The sequence below is a fragment of the Desulfosarcina sp. genome (assembly GCF_041551955.1).
Classification (GTDB): Bacteria; Desulfobacterota; Desulfobacteria; order Desulfobacterales; family Desulfosarcinaceae; genus Desulfosarcina.
Map to the genome: position 1 here is coordinate 1 of NZ_JBFELV010000082.1, position 15,515 is coordinate 15,515.

11 protein-coding genes are annotated in these 15,515 nt (G+C 58.0%); 6 read left to right on the forward strand and 5 right to left on the reverse strand.

Features of this window, described 5'->3' with window-relative positions; genetic code table 11:
* The first annotated feature begins 141 nt into the window (after positions 1-141).
* Entirely contained in the window at positions 142-2,025 is a 1,884-nt protein-coding gene (cooS, locus tag ABYV26_RS08640; protein WP_372680083.1) for an anaerobic carbon-monoxide dehydrogenase catalytic subunit, read from the forward strand.
* A gap of 156 nt (positions 2,026-2,181) precedes the next feature.
* Here the strand turns inward: cooS and ABYV26_RS08645 are convergent, their stop codons facing one another.
* Complete coding sequence (locus ABYV26_RS08645) at positions 2,182-4,701, reverse strand: hypothetical protein (RefSeq protein WP_372680085.1); 2,520 nt, start codon at positions 4,699-4,701, stop codon at positions 2,182-2,184.
* Between the two features lie 262 nt (positions 4,702-4,963).
* Positions 4,964-5,428, reverse strand: coding sequence for a DUF5658 family protein (locus ABYV26_RS08650; RefSeq protein ID WP_372680086.1), 465 nt, complete (start codon positions 5,426-5,428; stop codon positions 4,964-4,966).
* Positions 5,429-6,040: 612 nt separating this feature from the next.
* Between ABYV26_RS08650 and ABYV26_RS08655 the strand changes: the two genes are divergently transcribed.
* The 4 genes from ABYV26_RS08655 to ABYV26_RS08670 all read left to right on the forward strand — a co-directional run bounded on the left by ABYV26_RS08655 (position 6,041) and on the right by ABYV26_RS08670 (position 10,348).
* Positions 6,041-7,291, forward strand: coding sequence for a hypothetical protein (locus ABYV26_RS08655; RefSeq protein ID WP_372680088.1), 1,251 nt, complete (start codon positions 6,041-6,043; stop codon positions 7,289-7,291).
* Positions 7,292-7,450: 159 nt separating this feature from the next.
* Complete coding sequence (locus tag ABYV26_RS08660; protein WP_372680090.1) at positions 7,451-8,608, forward strand: FAD-dependent oxidoreductase; 1,158 nt, start codon at positions 7,451-7,453, stop codon at positions 8,606-8,608.
* A 6-nt stretch (positions 8,609-8,614) separates the two neighbouring features.
* Entirely contained in the window at positions 8,615-9,319 is a 705-nt protein-coding gene (locus ABYV26_RS08665; RefSeq protein WP_372680092.1) for a succinate dehydrogenase/fumarate reductase iron-sulfur subunit, read from the forward strand.
* A 189-nt stretch (positions 9,320-9,508) separates the two neighbouring features.
* Positions 9,509-10,348, forward strand: a complete 840-nt coding sequence (locus tag ABYV26_RS08670) for a DUF6279 family lipoprotein (protein ID WP_372680093.1) — start codon at positions 9,509-9,511, stop codon at positions 10,346-10,348.
* A gap of 7 nt (positions 10,349-10,355) precedes the next feature.
* On the opposite strand, the gene ABYV26_RS08675 is transcribed toward ABYV26_RS08670, so the two are convergent.
* A complete protein-coding gene (locus ABYV26_RS08675) occupies positions 10,356-10,655 on the reverse strand; it encodes a hypothetical protein (protein ID WP_372680094.1) in 300 nt (99 codons plus the stop codon).
* 393 nt (positions 10,656-11,048) lie between these two features.
* Here ABYV26_RS08675 and ABYV26_RS08680 point away from each other — a divergent pair, with 393 nt between their 5' ends.
* Positions 11,049-13,010 (forward strand): ABC transporter ATP-binding protein, encoded by a 1,962-nt coding sequence (locus ABYV26_RS08680; RefSeq protein ID WP_372680096.1) that lies wholly within the window; start codon positions 11,049-11,051, stop codon positions 13,008-13,010.
* Here ABYV26_RS08680 and ABYV26_RS08685 read toward each other — a convergent pair.
* Positions 13,007-13,477 (reverse strand): response regulator, encoded by a 471-nt coding sequence (locus tag ABYV26_RS08685; RefSeq protein ID WP_372680098.1) that lies wholly within the window; start codon positions 13,475-13,477, stop codon positions 13,007-13,009. The two genes, ABYV26_RS08680 and ABYV26_RS08685, sit on opposite strands and share 4 nt — an antisense overlap.
* 122 nt (positions 13,478-13,599) lie before the next feature.
* Positions 13,600-15,180 carry a DASS family sodium-coupled anion symporter gene (locus ABYV26_RS08690; protein ID WP_372680100.1) on the reverse strand — a complete coding sequence of 527 codons (1,581 nt, stop codon included), beginning with the start codon at positions 15,178-15,180 and terminating at the stop codon, positions 13,600-13,602.
* Between the last annotated feature and the right edge of the window lie 335 nt (positions 15,181-15,515).

Here is a 15,515-nt window from a genome sequence, read left to right on the forward strand (position 1 = left end):
CAGCCGGCCATACCGGCCGGTGTGGCCCTGCTGAAGACAGTCAAACAAACTGAAATAGCGCTCGGCGGAAGCTGAAGCGACAGGCAAATTGGGGATGAGATAGAAAGCGCCAAAACTGTTCACGATCCCAAGGAGGACGTCATGTTTGATCCTAGAGAGAGTTTGTCGGTTACCCAGGATGGCGATCGGCTTTTTGCCAAAGCGCAGCAGGACGGTGTTGAAACCGTGTGGGAGCGGCATGAGGCTCAGCAGCCCCAGTGCGGTTTCTGTGACATGGGCCTTTCCTGCCGCATCTGCATCATGGGGCCGTGCCGGGTGGATCCGTTCGGCGAGGGTCCCCAGACCGGTGTCTGCGGGGCTGATGCCGACATCATCGTGGCCCGCAACCTGTGCCGCATGATCGCCGCCGGCGCCGCCTCCCACTCCGACCACGGCCGGGACTTGGTGGAGGTGCTGGCCGGCGTGGCCGACGGCAGCGCCATCGGCTACAAGATTCGTGATGAAGCCAAGCTCAGGCGATTGGCCGAAGAGTATGGGGTTGCCACCCAGGACAAAGCTCCGCTGGCCATCGCCGGCGAGCTGGCCCAGGCCATGATGGAGGACTACGGTATGCGCCAGAAGGCCGTGAAGATGGTCGCTCGCGCACCCAAAAAGCGACGGGAGGTGTGGAAGAAGTTTGGTCTGACCCCGCGGGGGATCGACCGCGAGACTTCGGAAATGATGCACCGCACCCACATGGGGGTGGACAATGACTGGCAGAGCCTGCTGCTGCAGGCCATGCGCAATTCCCTGTCCGACGGCTGGGGCGGCTCCATGATTGCCACCGAAGTCTCCGATATTCTCTTCGGTGTGCCCACCCCGCGGCCCACTATGGCCAACGCCGGCGTGTTGAAGGACGACCAGGTCAACATTGTGGTTCACGGGCACAACCCCGTGGTATCGGAAATGGTCTCCAAGGCTTGCCAGGACAAGGCGCTCGTCGATCTGGCCAAAGCGAAGGGTGCCGGGGGCATCAACCTGGTGGGTGTCTGCTGTACAGGCAACGAACTGCTTATGCGCCGGGGCATCGCCATGGCGGGCAACCACCTGATGACCGAACTGATCCTCTCCACCGGTGCCGTGGATATGATGATCGTGGACTACCAGTGCATCATGCCGTCGCTGGGCAAGGTGGCCGCCAGTTACCACACCAAGATGGTCAGCACCAGCGACAAGGCCAAATTCCCCCACATGGAGCACCACGAATTCCATCCCCACAACGCCGAAAAAAAGGCTCTGGAGGTGGTCCGTGCCGCGGTGGAAAATTATGTCAACCGCGGCACGGTGCTCATCCCTATGGGATCCCAGGAAGCGGTCGGCGGTTTCTCGGTGGAAGCCATCGTGGGCGCGTTGGGCGGCACACCGGAGCCGCTGATCGATGCCATCAAGGCGGGCAAGATCCGCGGGGCCGTGGGCATCGTGGGATGCAACAACCCCAAGATCAAGCACGATTACGGTCATGTGACCCTGACCCGGCGGCTCATCGAAAACGACATCCTGGTGGTGGATACGGGCTGCGTGGCCGTGGCCACCGCCAAGGCGGGCTTCAAGGTGCCGGCGGCTGCCGAGATGGCCGGGCCGGGGCTCAAAGCCATCTGCGTTGCGCTGGGCATCCCGCCGGTGCTGCACATGGGCAGCTGCGTGGACAACGTGCGCATCCTGGTGCTGGTGTCGGCCCTGGCCGATGCGTTAGGCGTGGATATCAGCGACCTGCCCGTGGCCGGCTCGGCGCCGGAGTGGTATTCGGAAAAGGCGGTGACCATTGGCACCTATTTCGTCGCCTCGGGCGTCACCACCCATCTGGGCCCCATGCCGCCCATCACCGGCAGCATGAATGTGGTCAACCTGCTCACCTCCGGTCTCGAGGATGTCGTCGGCGCCACCTTTGCCGTGGAGCCCGACCCCGAAAAGGCGGCCCTCTTCCTGCGACGGACCATCGAAAGCAAACGCAAGGCCCTGGGTCTGGACGCCCGCAGTGTAGACTAAACGATTCCTAAAACCATGACGGCCCGCCTCCTGAGACCATCAGGCGCGGGCCGTTCATGTTTAAGACAAACAAGATCGATCTAAAAAATTGGATTCTGGTTTACGTTCGAGGCGGATCTTGCGCAGAGAAAAGGGACCCGACCCGCCCAGACCGGATTATGCGGCTTTTTTTCTGCGCACCACCACGACGAAGAGCAGAACGACAACGATGCCGACAAGGGGCCCGAAGATCTGTAGATTGGCCGCAAAGAACATGGCTTTGCCGACCAGCTTCTGGTGCTCGGCGTCCGTGGCGGGGATCATGCCCAACGCATCGCCCAGCTTGGAGATGATGCGATAGACGAATCGACCCTCCGGAATCTCCTGGTGACAGGAGAGACAGACGCCCTGGCGCTCCATGTTCGCCCTGACTACCTTGGGAAGCGGGCCGTCCAGGGGCCAGTGATGCCCCACGGTCTGCAGCTGCTGGTCGTCCCGGTTGACGACATTGTCGAGATCCATGGGCAGATCGGGAATCGGGCTGATCTGATACTGCGCGGTCTTGGTGACCAGTTCGCCCTTCTCGTTCATGATGTCGACGTAAATGCCGTTCACATACCCTTGGAGATAGCGGCCGTCGTGTGTGCCGTAGCCCAATGCTTTGGCCTGGGCATGGCATGAGGTGCACTCACGGGCCCGCCAGTCCACGGTATGGGGGGCTGCCGGTGCCATGTCCAGGCCCCGTTGTCCTGATTCTCCACCGCCTTCCACGCCTGCGGCCGTGCGCCAGATTTTGTTGTTCACCAGCACCTCGCCATCCGGGGCGATCACGGTGGTGATTTGTTGGCAGCCGGGGATGATCGGGCTGACCCGCCCCTCGCCGTTGATGCCCAATACGGGATCTTCCCAGCGAAGATAGGTGCGGTTCTCACTGGTGCTGCCGGATGCAACACCGGCGGCCACCGGGGGGGCGACCCCCCGCATGGACTCAGCGGTGTGGCCGTTGGCAAAATGGGTATTGCCACTGGCCACCCAGTCGGTCGCCTGTTTGTCCCCGGAAAAGTCCACCTTGACATGGCAGCCGTTGCACTGGGGGGCCCAGGCGGAATGGCATCCGTAGCACTCGAGCGTATCCATGTGCTTGCTGGCCTGGATTTTGGCCGAGATGGCCCTGGCCGGGTTTTTCCACTTCCGTTGCTTGGCCAGCGACTTGAGTGCCGGCACCTCGAAGTCCAGGCCGGAGTCCGAATGGACCAGCACTTTGTCGCCGTCGCGGACCACGTTGTTGAAAGGGTTTCCCCGAGCGGTCAGCAGAAAGCCGTTCTTGGCGTCATAGTTCGTGCTGAACCGCTTGTGGGTGGACAGCGGCTCTTGGGCCACCCCTCTGGGTTGGGTCATGTCTACCTGTTGGCCGAATTCATCGCCCCATCCCAGCGGCAGTTCCCAGGGATAATAGGCTGCCGTGCCGTGGCAGTCCGAACACTCGATCTCCACGTTGGCCAGCAAGGTTCCGGTGATGTTGCCGTTGCCGTGCATGGAGGTGGTGGTGTGGCAGTCCTGGCAAAGCAGACCGCCTTCGGGGTTGCCGTCTCTGGATTTCAACCGATGGTGCACGTCATCCTGGATAAACTGGTAGAACTTGGAGTGCAGCTGGGGCTGTTTATCGCCCTTGTCCGTATAGGGGCTGCCGTAGGGAAACTCCATCAGGCCCTGAAAGGAGACCCCGATGCGCTTGCCCCGGTTGTGGCAGGAGACGCAGGTTTCATGGGGAATGCCCGAGTAGACCGTATCGTTGACCACGACCTTGACCTTGCGCGACGACTGGATCGAATGAACCATGGCGTGTCCGGCCTCGTCTCGCTTGACGCTGGGGTCGCCCCCCTCGTAGAGTCCGGCATTGTTGTAGGGGATATGGCAGGCGGCGCATCCCATGCCCCGGTAGTCGCCGCGTTTGTCACGGCCCTTGACCCCCACATGGCAGCGCTGACAATCGGTGCGCACATAGGTATAGATGGCCTCCCACGGGTTTTCCTTCAGGTTGTCCACGTTGGTCGCGGGCACCTGCACGAGCGATGACGGAAAGTTGTCCGGAAATTGCTTCATCAGGGCCTGGGTATAGTCTTTGTAGGCCGGTGTGCCAAAAATCGGTGTGGGGCCGTCCGGATCGTCCACATCGTAATTCCCGTATTTTTTTGCATAACCGGTGCTGGCCGGTCCCCAGCCCCACAGCGCCCCTTGGATTTTTCCGGCTTCGGTCTGCATGATCGAGCGAAACTGCGCATAGGTCCACTCCTTGTGGCATTGACCGCAGGTCTTCTCGTTGACCCATACCGATCCGGCATGTACGACGAATTCGCTCAGCAGGCTTCCCGCGGGTGCGCCGGTGTGGGCGATCTTGGCCTCTTTTTCCTCCTTGGGATTGCCGCCGTGGCACACCACACAGCCGTTGGGGTCGCCCTGTTTAGCCCCCCTGTCGTAAATCTGCCGGGCCATCTCCGAGTCGTGTGCGCGGATCGGTTCGACACCGGAGTGGCATTTGCCCGGCGCCAGGCAACCCGTTTTCGGTGCGGGGTATCCGGCCGGATCCATCCCCGGTATGGGGGCGGCATGGCTCGAGGGTGTGCAACAATAGAGACCGACGCCGCAGCCCAGCGTGGCCAGCCCGATCCAAAGGCCCTTGAATGATACATTCGGCATGTGTCCTCCTCGGCGAATCGAAAAAAGGTTGTCGGCAACCGGTTTGCTTGCACGCGTCCGACTGAAAGCGAAAGATAGAAAATCGAGGGTGTGAATGAGATTCAATAAGTGGATAGAATTAACAGGTACTATTATGGTTATCCGAGATCAACTCATCTGTCAAGACAGGGTTGGATTGCGCCAAGGCCGGCAGCCGGTCATGGATGATGAGAATGGCATATGGACGATGAAACGGGTTGGCGGGGAGAAGTGGCAGCGTCGATCAATGAACGGATAAAAGATAGAACTCCCAGATTACCACACTGCCGAAAAATGCAGCAAACACATGAAGGAGCATGCCGGTGCTTAGGCGGTAGCGTGTGATGAGGGATTCCTTGAGCAGCACGATGATGAGTACTGAAAATGCGGTGAGGCCGTACTTCACGAGTAGAAATACCTCAGGCCCGTGGCTGAGGTAGTACTGCATCACCGGATTGAGTTCCCTGGCCCCCCGGGCGATCAGGATCAAGGTGAGCTGCGCATCCAACAGGCTCAGGCACAGGACAACCATGATGCCGACGAAAAGGGATGGGTGGTAATGATCGAAAGCCACGACCCCCTGTCGGTCTTCGGCGCGCCGCACGCCGATGCGCATCCCGTTGAAAGAAAATGTTGTGTTGAACCGGGGACGTTGACGCCCGCGGCGATCTTGCCCGGAGCGTTTGTCCACGCCAGCGAATGGTGCCATTTTTTAATCTTTCAAGCTCAGTCCATTATCGATCGAATCCATGGATTGCCGATGCCTTGCGCAACCATCGGGCCTCGTTCCTCACCATTGTTCGGCGCTTACGGCCCGTGGCGGTGCCCATAAGAGAAGCAATATTCATGCAAAAAAATAAAACCTAATTTTTTCAAATGGTTGAAGTCAGAGAGGATCATCCGATAGGGCTGATCGGGTTGAGAAATACCCAAAAATTAGGAATTGGTTTTCCCAACAATCAGAATTAACTGATGCCGGATCAAAACGTATGTTGACTCTGACACCCTGTCAGGGTCTAAACAATTGAAAGACCGCCATGCAATGCGATTACCCGTGGGGCGTGATGATCAACTGGATAGGCATCAACCCCTGGAACATCAGTGGCGCTGCGCGCGAACTGCACCTCTCCGGACCTGCGCATTTGAAAGGACATTAGCAGTAAAAAGCGGTGCTGGAACCCCAGATTCCCATCTCATCCTGATTTACCGTCGGCGGACAGGTTGTCAGTGTGCCGGGAACGTTTTTTAATGCGACCTTCATTTTCCCCTTGACGCCAACACGGTGTCACACGGTAGGTGATTAGGCGGGAAGCAATCGTGAATGGGAAAGTTAGATGCCCTGACATCTTCAATCCTTTTGGCACAGGCAAATGATTTGCCGTTAGCTAACACAAACCCAATCGAGGTGAATATGAATAGACGAACGTTTATTCGGATTGTCGGCGGTGGCGCTATTTTTTCTGCGACTGCCGGACTTGCCGCTTGCAGCCGCGACATGCCACCGGAGGCGATCGCTGCCTGGAAGGGCCCCCAAACAGAGATGGATGTGCGCAAATGGATCTTGAGCTACGCGATCCTTGCCCCGCACTCTCACAACCTACAATCCTGGCTGGTTGATTTGCGCACGCCCGATGAGATTCTGCTGTACTGTGATCTCACCCGATTGTTGCCGGAAACCGATCCCTACTACCGGCAAATCATGATTAGTCATGGCACCTTCCTCGAGCTGGTCGATATAGCCGCGCGTGAGCGTGGGATTCGCACGACGATTGAGTTGTTTCCGCAGGGTGAGTATGGTCCCGAAGCCATTGACCAGCGCCCGTTGGCCCGTATCCGGCTTGCAGCCGATTCCGGAGTTGCCAAAGACCCTTTGTTCGGTCAGGTTCTTCATCGCCGCACGAATCGTGAAGCTTATGACTTGAGCAACGTCATCCAGGAGGACGCGGTTCAATCCATCGCTGACAGCATGCAAGCGTATCCGATTCGTTTCGGATTTGTTGGCCTGGATCGGCCTGAAGAAATCAAAAAACACCGAGCGATTGCCGCTGACGCGTGGCGCATCGAACTCACGACACCGGCGAAAATCCTGGAGACATACAAGGTGCTGCGCGTGGGTGCTGGCGAGATCGCCCAATACCGCGACGGAATATCCATCAACGATCCATTTTTAAGCCTGATCGTGCGCTTAGGGCTGTTTGATCGCTCCCAAGCACCGAAACCGGATGATTCCGCCACGCTTGACCAGATTGAGCGCTTCAATAAAAACCTCGAATCAACACCGGGTTTTATGTGGATGGTCACTGAAGGCAACGACCGGATTACCCAGGTAAATGCCGGTCGTGCATACGTGCGTGCACAACTGGCGGGTACCGCTCTGGGGATATCGATGCAACCGCTCCAACAAGCCCTGCAGGAGTATGCCGAGCAACACCGATCCTACACAGAAATCCACCATCTTCTCAATGCGCCATCCCCGCGCTACACGGTGCAGATGTGGGCGCGTTTGGGGGTAGGTCCCCCCATTGAACCCGCACCGCGCCGCGGCCTCGAGGCTCACATTTTCAATGGTTGACCGGAGGGTCTTGGTTTTGTCTTTACCCTTGCATGTGATAATGAAGAAAAACCCTATCCAACCCGACTAAATTTCAGCCAGAAGAGATCGACATGCAATGATCAAGAGAAAGCGGACAAGGATGCATCGATGGTTGCTTCAGTGACAGCAGGACACCCTATGGAAAAAATGGTAATCATCGGGGGCGGAATTGGCGGTGCGATCGCCCATGATTTGGCCCTGCGGGGATTTTCGGTTGTCCTGTTGGAAAAAGGCGAGCTGTGCTGTGGCAGCACAGGCAGGCACCATGGTTTGCTGCACAGCGGCGCCCGCTATGCCCTGCACGATGTCGCCACGGCAGCGGAGTGCATGACGGAAAATCGTATCCTGCGGGCTATCGCACCTCAGGCGGTGGAGCAAAATGACGGCTTGTTCGTTGCCGTCGATGATGCGGACATGAACCACTATGGCCAGCTCATCCGCAACTGCAGTGCTGCCGGGATTCCCAGCCGTGAGCTGAGCGCCGTCGACGCACGGCGCATGGAACCAGAATTGTCACCCACCATCAAGGCGGCGGTTCAGGTGCCTGACGCCACCATGGACGCCTGGCGTCTGGCGATGCACTTTTTTGCTTCGGCCAAGGCCAACGGAGCCGACATCCGCCCTTTTTCGGAAGTCGTGGGTTTGCTTGTCAACCATGGGGCCGTCACCGGTGTAAAGGTCAGAGATCATCATCGCCATGCAACCTACATCGAAGAAGCGGATATGGTGATCAACGCGACGGGCCCGTGGGCCGGAAAAATCGCTGCGCTGCTGGACATTCATCTGCCCATGAAGCCATCACCAGGTGTCATGGTCAGCATGCAGCCGCGGTTGACCGGCATGGTGATCAATCGGCTTCATCCTGCTGGAAAAGGCGACATTGTCGTTCCCCAGCGCAACCAGAGCATTTTAGGTACCTCCGCCTGGATCGCGAATGACCCTGACGAGGTGACGCTGCCCGCCGACCATGTCCGGCAGATGATCGATCTGTGTTCGCGGATGCTGCCGAAGCTTGCCCACCTGCCGGTGGTTGCGGCCTGGAGCGCTTCACGCCCTTTGCTGGTGGGCGATGCCGAGGCGGATCCGACCAGGATCAGTCGTGCGTCCCAGGTCATCGATCATGGGCTGTCCGATGGGGTTGAAGGGATGCTGTCGGTGGTTGGCGGGAAAGCCACCACCATGCGGGCGATGGCCGAAAAGGTGGTCGACCGGGTGTGCGCCAAAACCGGTCGGGCGATCCCCTGCACGACCAAGCATACGGTCTTAACGCACTATCGACGATTCTTTCGGAGATAAATTCTGATGCCCCGCATGCAACTTAAAATATTGAGATTCAAACCGGGGGTAATCGACCCGCCGGCTTTTTTTACTTATGAACTCTCACCGGCTCCCGATTGGAGCGTTTTGGATGCCCTGGAACAGATTCGCATCCATCAGGAGCCCTCCTTGATGTATCGCCGTGCCTGCCATCACGCTTCATGTGGGACGTGTGCGTGCACCATCAACGGTGTGGAGCGACTGGCATGCAGGACCCAACTCGCTGAATTGGGCCCGAAAGCCATCACGCTCGAACCGCTGCACTGTTTTCAACGCATCGGCGATCTGGTGACCGCGCGCAGTGAGCTGTTTCGGTTCATCCAGCCGGATTGGTCCTATCTCCAAGCCGACGAACACCGGGATGGTCATGATCTCCTCTTGGGTGACCATGACCGGACGATCACCAAATTTGAGAACTGCATCGAATGTGGGTGCTGTGTTGCCGCCTGCCCGGTGGCGCGTGAGAACAGACGTTTTTTGGGACCCGCCGTGCTCTCAGCCATCGACCAGGAGATGAAGAAAAATCCGTCCACTACAAACGACCTGCTTTCTGTGGCGGCCTCACCGGATGGCGAAACCTTATGCCAGCGCGCTGTGGCCTGCAGCCGGGTCTGCCCCACCGGGGTTTATCCGGCCAGGCACATCAAAGCGTTGAGGGATCAGCGCAAGCGCACGGGAAACACCCCTTAACCGAAAGGCGTCCACACGTGATGGAAAAAACAGGGCGCCCGTCTTCATTGCAGCTATCCGAGCGATCTTTTTCTGCAGGGTAATGGATCCTCCGGTTGATAATAATCAGTCCCCGTTTATCTTAAGACAATGACACGGTATATTCTGATAATCTTGCTTATGATCGGAGTTTCGGGGTGCAGTCTTCGAATGACCTACCCTAATCTGGACTGGCTGATTCCCTGGTACGTGGACGACTATATCACCTTGAACCAGGAACAGAGCCGTTTGCTGGAAAACCGCCTGATAAACGCGTTGGACTGGCATTGCCATACCCAGCTTCCGGCGTATGGCCAAACCCTCAAGGATTTGGCCTACGATTTAGACGATTCTCGCCTGCCACTGAGTGTCGAAAGACTGCACGCCTATGCCGACCAGTTGAACATCCTTTGGCGGGTGATAAAGATACAGATCGGGCCGGAAGTGGCGGATATTTTAGCAACCGCATCCGATGAACAGCTCGCTGAGCTATTTGAAAATGTGGAGCAGCGCAACAACACCTTCAAAGCGAAATATGTGGATATCCCGTTGGCCCAGCTGGAACAAAAGCGCAGAAAAAAAATGATCAAGCGCATCAACCGATGGTTATCCGAGATCACCCCGGTACAGAAGCAGGCGGTATTTGACTGGAGCGCTGAAATCAGGCCTTTGGCCGCAGACGGATTGGACCACCGGCAGCGCGTTACGGCTGAATTAAAAAACTTACTGGCAAGGCGTCAAGAAGACCCGGATTTCAAAGGCGCATTCGTGGACCTGCTGGTGAATATCGATCTACGCAGAACCGCGCATTACCAAAACGATCTCGATGTCAACACGGATCTTACCCTCATGCTGCTGGAAAAAATAGAACGGTCGCTGACGCCCACCCAGCGGTCATATCTACTGGGACGCATCCGCACCTTCTCGGCAGATTTAGAAAAACAGAACTGCGATCCGTCAGCCGTCCCTCTATCGACTCACGAAACCGTTTCAACGCAGGTATCGGGGTGATATGCCTTTATGCTTGGGCTCCACCAAGCACCTCCTCAAGCAATCGCTGCCACTCTGCTTCGAGCGGAATGTCGGGACGCTGCCGCCCGGCGCGGGAATACCAGTAATCCGCGTTCCACAAGACACCCTCTTCGCGGTGCAGGTAGGCATGCACCGCGCTGCCCAGGACGGTTGGAATCTCCTGGGCGATGGCATGGGCTTTATCCCAGTCCCCCTTTTTATCCCACCACAAGGATGTGAGCGTTTCTGACAGCCCGTGCGGCGGTTCTTCAGCGGCAACGCTTTTTACAAAGTCATCAACGTTCATCGCTTCTCCCTTTCTATGCCTTCCGATTATTTCAAACGCTGCGGCCCGCTGTGGATGAAGTCATACGGAAAATATGCGTCCGGTCCCGAACTGTCAAACGACATGGCGTGTCGTCTTTCCATCCACGGCTTTCCTTCACACCATTTCCCCAACATTGAACGGCACAGCCCCGCTTGCACTCACCGGTTTGCCCGCCGAGGATTTACAGACAGTGGGCAAGTGGTTAGGGTAACCATATTGAATGGGCAATAGGAACCGATTGAACCCTCCCCGCGGCAAACTGCGTGGAGGGTTCATCGTAAGGATATAAATCGACTTCCAGTTCAGTCGCCAACCCGCTGCAAGCGGCGGGGTTAGCGCTGGCTATCGCGGTTCAAAATAGGGGTTAAAAATATGCGACAGAATATCGGCACCGGTTGGTGGGCATATGTCCGCTACGACCATGAGCGTGATCGCCCTGAGATCAGCTGGGCCCTGCTTCGACGCGTGTGGGGATATGCAAGGCCCTATCGAATTAAAGTGTTAGGGTTGTTGATGACCATCTTCGCCATTACCGGCCTGAGTTTGATCCCTCCCTTGCTCTATCGGGACCTGATCGACAACGCCATCGTCAACGCCGACACCTCCCGTCTCAATTGGTTGGCGCTGGGCATGATCGGGGTGCCTTTGCTCAGCGCGGCCATCGGCTTCGGACAGCGTTACCTCAGCGCGACCATCGGTGAAGGCCTCATCGCCGATCTGCGTAATGCCCTGTTTCACCACATGCAGCGGATGGGCCTGCGCTTTTTTACCCACACCAAAACAGGGGCGTTGATCAGCCGGCTAAACAACGATGTGGTCGGCGCTCAGCGAGCCTTGACGGGTACCTTTATCAACATTGTCACGAACATCGTCACCGTTGTCGCCACCGTAAGCATCATGTTTTCATTGGAGTGGCGCCTGACCCTCCTGAGTATCGCCATCGTGCCCTTGTTTCTGGCCCCGACCCGGCGGGTCGGACGAAAGTTGCGCCAAATTCGCCGGCAGAGCATGGAGTTGAACGCCAAGATGAATGTCTTGATGCAAGAGACCCTCAACATAGACGGGGCCCTGCTGGTCAAGCTGTTTGGAAGACAATCCGATGAAGGAAACCGCTTCCGCCGGCGCAGTGCGGCCGTGGCCGACATCGGCGTTCGTTCGGCCATGGTGGGGCGCTGGTTTTTCATGGGCTTGGGTCTGATCAGCGCCGTCGGAACCGCTTTGGTGTTCTGGTTGGGTGGGCACATGATTTTGCGTGGTGTTTTCACCGTGGGGACGATTGTGGCCTTCGGCGCCTACCTGGCCCAACTATACGGTCCCTTGAGTTCCATCAGCAATGCCCATATCGAGTTTGCCACAAGCATGGTCAGCTTCGAGCGTGTCTTCGAGGTGCTGGACCTACCGGTCGAAATACAGGACAAGCCGGACGCGATCCTGCTGCCGGATGTTACCGGGGAGGTCGCTTTCGATGATGTCAGCTTCAGCTATACGGCAGATGGCAAAGGCCCTTCGGGTTTATTGGAGATGAGAGGTGATCCGCCGGTTCAGGAGAATGCCTCAAGGGCATCGACGCCGGTTCAACAACCCAGCCGCCAAATGGCACTGGACGCCGTGAGCTTTGCCATCCGGCCCGGTGAATTGGCGGCTCTGGTCGGGCCAAGTGGTGCCGGAAAAACAACCATCACCTACTTATTGCCGCGGCTCTACGATCCAACGACCGGCAATATCCGTCTGGACGGGCATGATCTGAGAGACGTGTCCCAGGTTTCTCTGGCCAAAGCCATCGGCATGGTCACCCAGGAACCCTATCTTTTCAACGACACGCTAAGGACAAACCTGCTCTATGCTTCACCTCACGCCTCTCAGGCCGAAATCGAAGCAGCCTGTCAGACGGCCAATATCCACGATTTCATCGCCGGCCTGCCGGACGGATACGAAACGATCGTGGGTGCGCGGGGCTATCGGCTGAGCGGGGGGGAAAAGCAACGGATCGCCATAGCCCGGGTCATTCTCAAAAACCCCCGCATCCTGGTGCTGGACGAAGCCACCAGCAGTCTCGACAGCCGAAGCGAGGCCCTGATCCAGGAAGCCCTGGAAAGGATCATGAATGGGCGCACCAGCCTGGTGATTGCCCACCGGCTCAGCACCATTCTGGATGCGGATGTAATCCTGGTATTGAATCATGGCCGGATTGTCGAACGGGCCCACCGCTCAACTTACCGTTCCGCTCACGAGCAGCTATTAGAACAGGACGGGCTGTATGCGCGCCTCTATCACACCCAATTTCGGGATGCGGCCCATTGTCCGATGACAAAATCTGCAAGGCAGGGGCATTAATCGGATTTAAACAATCCGCCACTCCGCCGCATGAGAGCGCGCGCTTCGGCTTCACGGATGCGTGCCACTTGGGCGTCCCGCTGCTTGCGGGCGGCCTCCAGCTTGCCGGTCAGCTCGTCAAAATCGGCCGGCTTGAGCAGATAGTCGAAGGCCCCTGACTTCAGCCCCTTCACCGCCGTATCGACCGCACCGTGCCCGGTGAGCAGAATGACCTCGACGACCGGGTACTTGGCTTTGATCAGCTTGAGGGTCTCGATCCCGTCCATGCCCGGCATTTTGATGTCGAGAACAACTACATCGACATCCGGGAGACCTTCCGGTTCGGTCTCGGCCAGGACCGACAGGGCCTCTTTTCCGCTGTAGGCCGCTCGGACCCGGTGACCGGCGTCGGTCAGGCGCAATGAGAGGACTTCGACGAAGTCACGCTCGTCATCGACAATGAGAATGTTGATCGGCAATTGAAACATAGAATTTTCTCCTTGTCGGCAGGCCTTCGCTGCCGAGAATTAGGCGATTTGAGTCGGTTCCCCGGGTGGTCCGGGTCAAGCGGCGGCAACCGCCGTCTATTCATCGCAGCCCACTTTGGCTGTTAAACCAGGCCCAGCACGCTCCACCACAGGGCGCTGACCAGAATCATGGCGGCCAGCATCACCGGCGTGGCCACCAGTCCGGCCCGGGTCAGGTCCCAGGATGTGAACTGGCGATAGGAGTAGGCGATGGCGTTGGGCGGGCAGCCGATCACCAGCAGCAAGGCAAAAGAGGTGGCCATGCCCATACAAAGCGCCAGCACCCGCGGGTCAACCCCCTCCAGCTGGGCCAGGGGGATGACAATTGGCAGAATCAAGGCTGCCGCGGCCACGTTGGCCATGGCGTTGGTGACCACCGCGCCGAATACGGCCACCCCGGCGAACATGACCAGCCAGCCGGTCCCCTTGAACAGGGGGAAAAACAAGTTTGCGAAATAGCGCGCCGCCCCGGAGGTGTCCATGCCCAGGCCCAGCGAGATGCCCCCGCCGAAGATAAACAGCACCGTGCCCCACTCCAGATGCTTGTGGATGTCTTCCCAGTCGAGCACCCCGGTGGTGAGCAGGGCGCCGATTGCCAGGACACCGGTGATGGAATAGTCGAGGCCGTGGAGGCCTTTGGTCAGCCATAACCCGAAAGCGATGGTCAGGATGGCGGTGGTCTTTTTCTCCAGCGGCGTCCAGGGTCCCATCCGCCCGTCGTACTTGGGGAGTTTGAAGCTGGGGTCCGGCCGGTAGACGAAGTAGAGGATGGCCACAACCAGCGGCACACAGACCAGTCCAGCCGGTGCGGCGAATTTCATCCAGTCGAAAAAGGTGAGTTCCATGCCGGTGAACTCTTTCAAAAACGCCGCCGAAACCATGTTCCGGCCGCCGCCGACCAGGGTGATCATGCCTCCGGCCGAAGCGGCAAAGGGCACCGACAGCATCATGAACTTGGCTGTGCGGGTGTGCGGTTCGATGCCGGCCGCCCGCATCAGGGGCAGCATGGTGGCGATGCCGATGGCCGCCGCCGCCGCGTCGTGCATCACGCCCGAGGCATAGCCGAGCCCCACCGACAGCAGAAAGGTGAACCGGATGACGCTGTCACCGGCCTTGCGGGCGATGGCTTGGCCGAGTCGCTGGGTCAGGCCGGCCTTTTCCAGCGAGATGGCGAAAACGAGGCAGCACATGATGAAGACCACGACCGGATGCATGTAGGGCGCCCAGGCTCCCTTGACATCGGCCACACCGGTCAGAATCATCAGCACCCCAATGCACATGGCAGTCAATTCCAGAGGAATCGGCTCGAAGATGAACAGGAAGACAATGAAAGCCAGGGCGGCCAGAAACCTTTTGGCCGTGGGCGACAAGCCGTCCACGTACTCCACCCGGACGTCGGCCAGTTCCAGGCGGGCAGCCTCATCCGCGAGCCAGGCAGCCGTCGCCCGGGGTTGCCCCGGGTCGATCGCCCTTACGACATACCCTTTGGTTTTCTGCCCGCCATTGTCGTCGATGGCAAAATCAGCACTCACCTGAGCCAACAGTTTTCTATCGTTGTCGCCTGTAATTTCGAACTTGGTCCCCTCCGGTCGCGGAAGCAGCATGACGATCATACTTAGCCCCAGGCTGATACACAGCTGCACCATTTTATTCTTCAGAATCATATTTTCTCCCCGCACATGACAGGTTGTTCCAACCATACACCGTGAACTGTCGACGAAATACGCAAACCTGCCAATCAGGGGCAACTTCGATGCCATATTGCAGCGCTTCGATCCGTCGAAAACCGAAACCGGTCATAGCTGCATGATATTATATGAAAAGAAAGGCGGCTGGAAACAAAGGAATGGGGAAACCGACCCCCCGGAAGGCGGTGCAGGTGTAAATAAACCTTACCATCTGATAAATTAATTTTTATCAGTCCGCCGGGATTCTGACCCATTCAATGCGATCACAACCAGTAATTTCATTGCATAAGCAATTGGTGGAGGCGGCGGGA

What these genes read in the sequence shown, in the direction of transcription:
- cooS (WP_372680083.1), top strand. Translation starts at nt 142, where the DNA reads ATGTTTGATCCTAGAGAGAGTTTGTCGGTTACCCAGGATGGCGATCGG.
- ABYV26_RS08645 (WP_372680085.1), bottom strand. Translation starts at nt 4,701, where the DNA reads ATGCCGAATGTATCATTCAAGGGCCTTTGGATCGGGCTGGCCACGCTG.
- ABYV26_RS08650 (WP_372680086.1), bottom strand. Translation starts at nt 5,428, where the DNA reads ATGGCACCATTCGCTGGCGTGGACAAACGCTCCGGGCAAGATCGCCGC.
- ABYV26_RS08655 (WP_372680088.1), top strand. Translation starts at nt 6,041, where the DNA reads ATGGGAAAGTTAGATGCCCTGACATCTTCAATCCTTTTGGCACAGGCA.
- ABYV26_RS08660 (WP_372680090.1), top strand. Translation starts at nt 7,451, where the DNA reads ATGGAAAAAATGGTAATCATCGGGGGCGGAATTGGCGGTGCGATCGCC.
- ABYV26_RS08665 (WP_372680092.1), top strand. Translation starts at nt 8,615, where the DNA reads ATGCCCCGCATGCAACTTAAAATATTGAGATTCAAACCGGGGGTAATC.
- ABYV26_RS08670 (WP_372680093.1), top strand. Translation starts at nt 9,509, where the DNA reads ATGACCTACCCTAATCTGGACTGGCTGATTCCCTGGTACGTGGACGAC.
- ABYV26_RS08675 (WP_372680094.1), bottom strand. Translation starts at nt 10,655, where the DNA reads ATGAACGTTGATGACTTTGTAAAAAGCGTTGCCGCTGAAGAACCGCCG.
- ABYV26_RS08680 (WP_372680096.1), top strand. Translation starts at nt 11,049, where the DNA reads ATGCGACAGAATATCGGCACCGGTTGGTGGGCATATGTCCGCTACGAC.
- ABYV26_RS08685 (WP_372680098.1), bottom strand. Translation starts at nt 13,477, where the DNA reads ATGTTTCAATTGCCGATCAACATTCTCATTGTCGATGACGAGCGTGAC.
- ABYV26_RS08690 (WP_372680100.1), bottom strand. Translation starts at nt 15,180, where the DNA reads ATGATTCTGAAGAATAAAATGGTGCAGCTGTGTATCAGCCTGGGGCTA.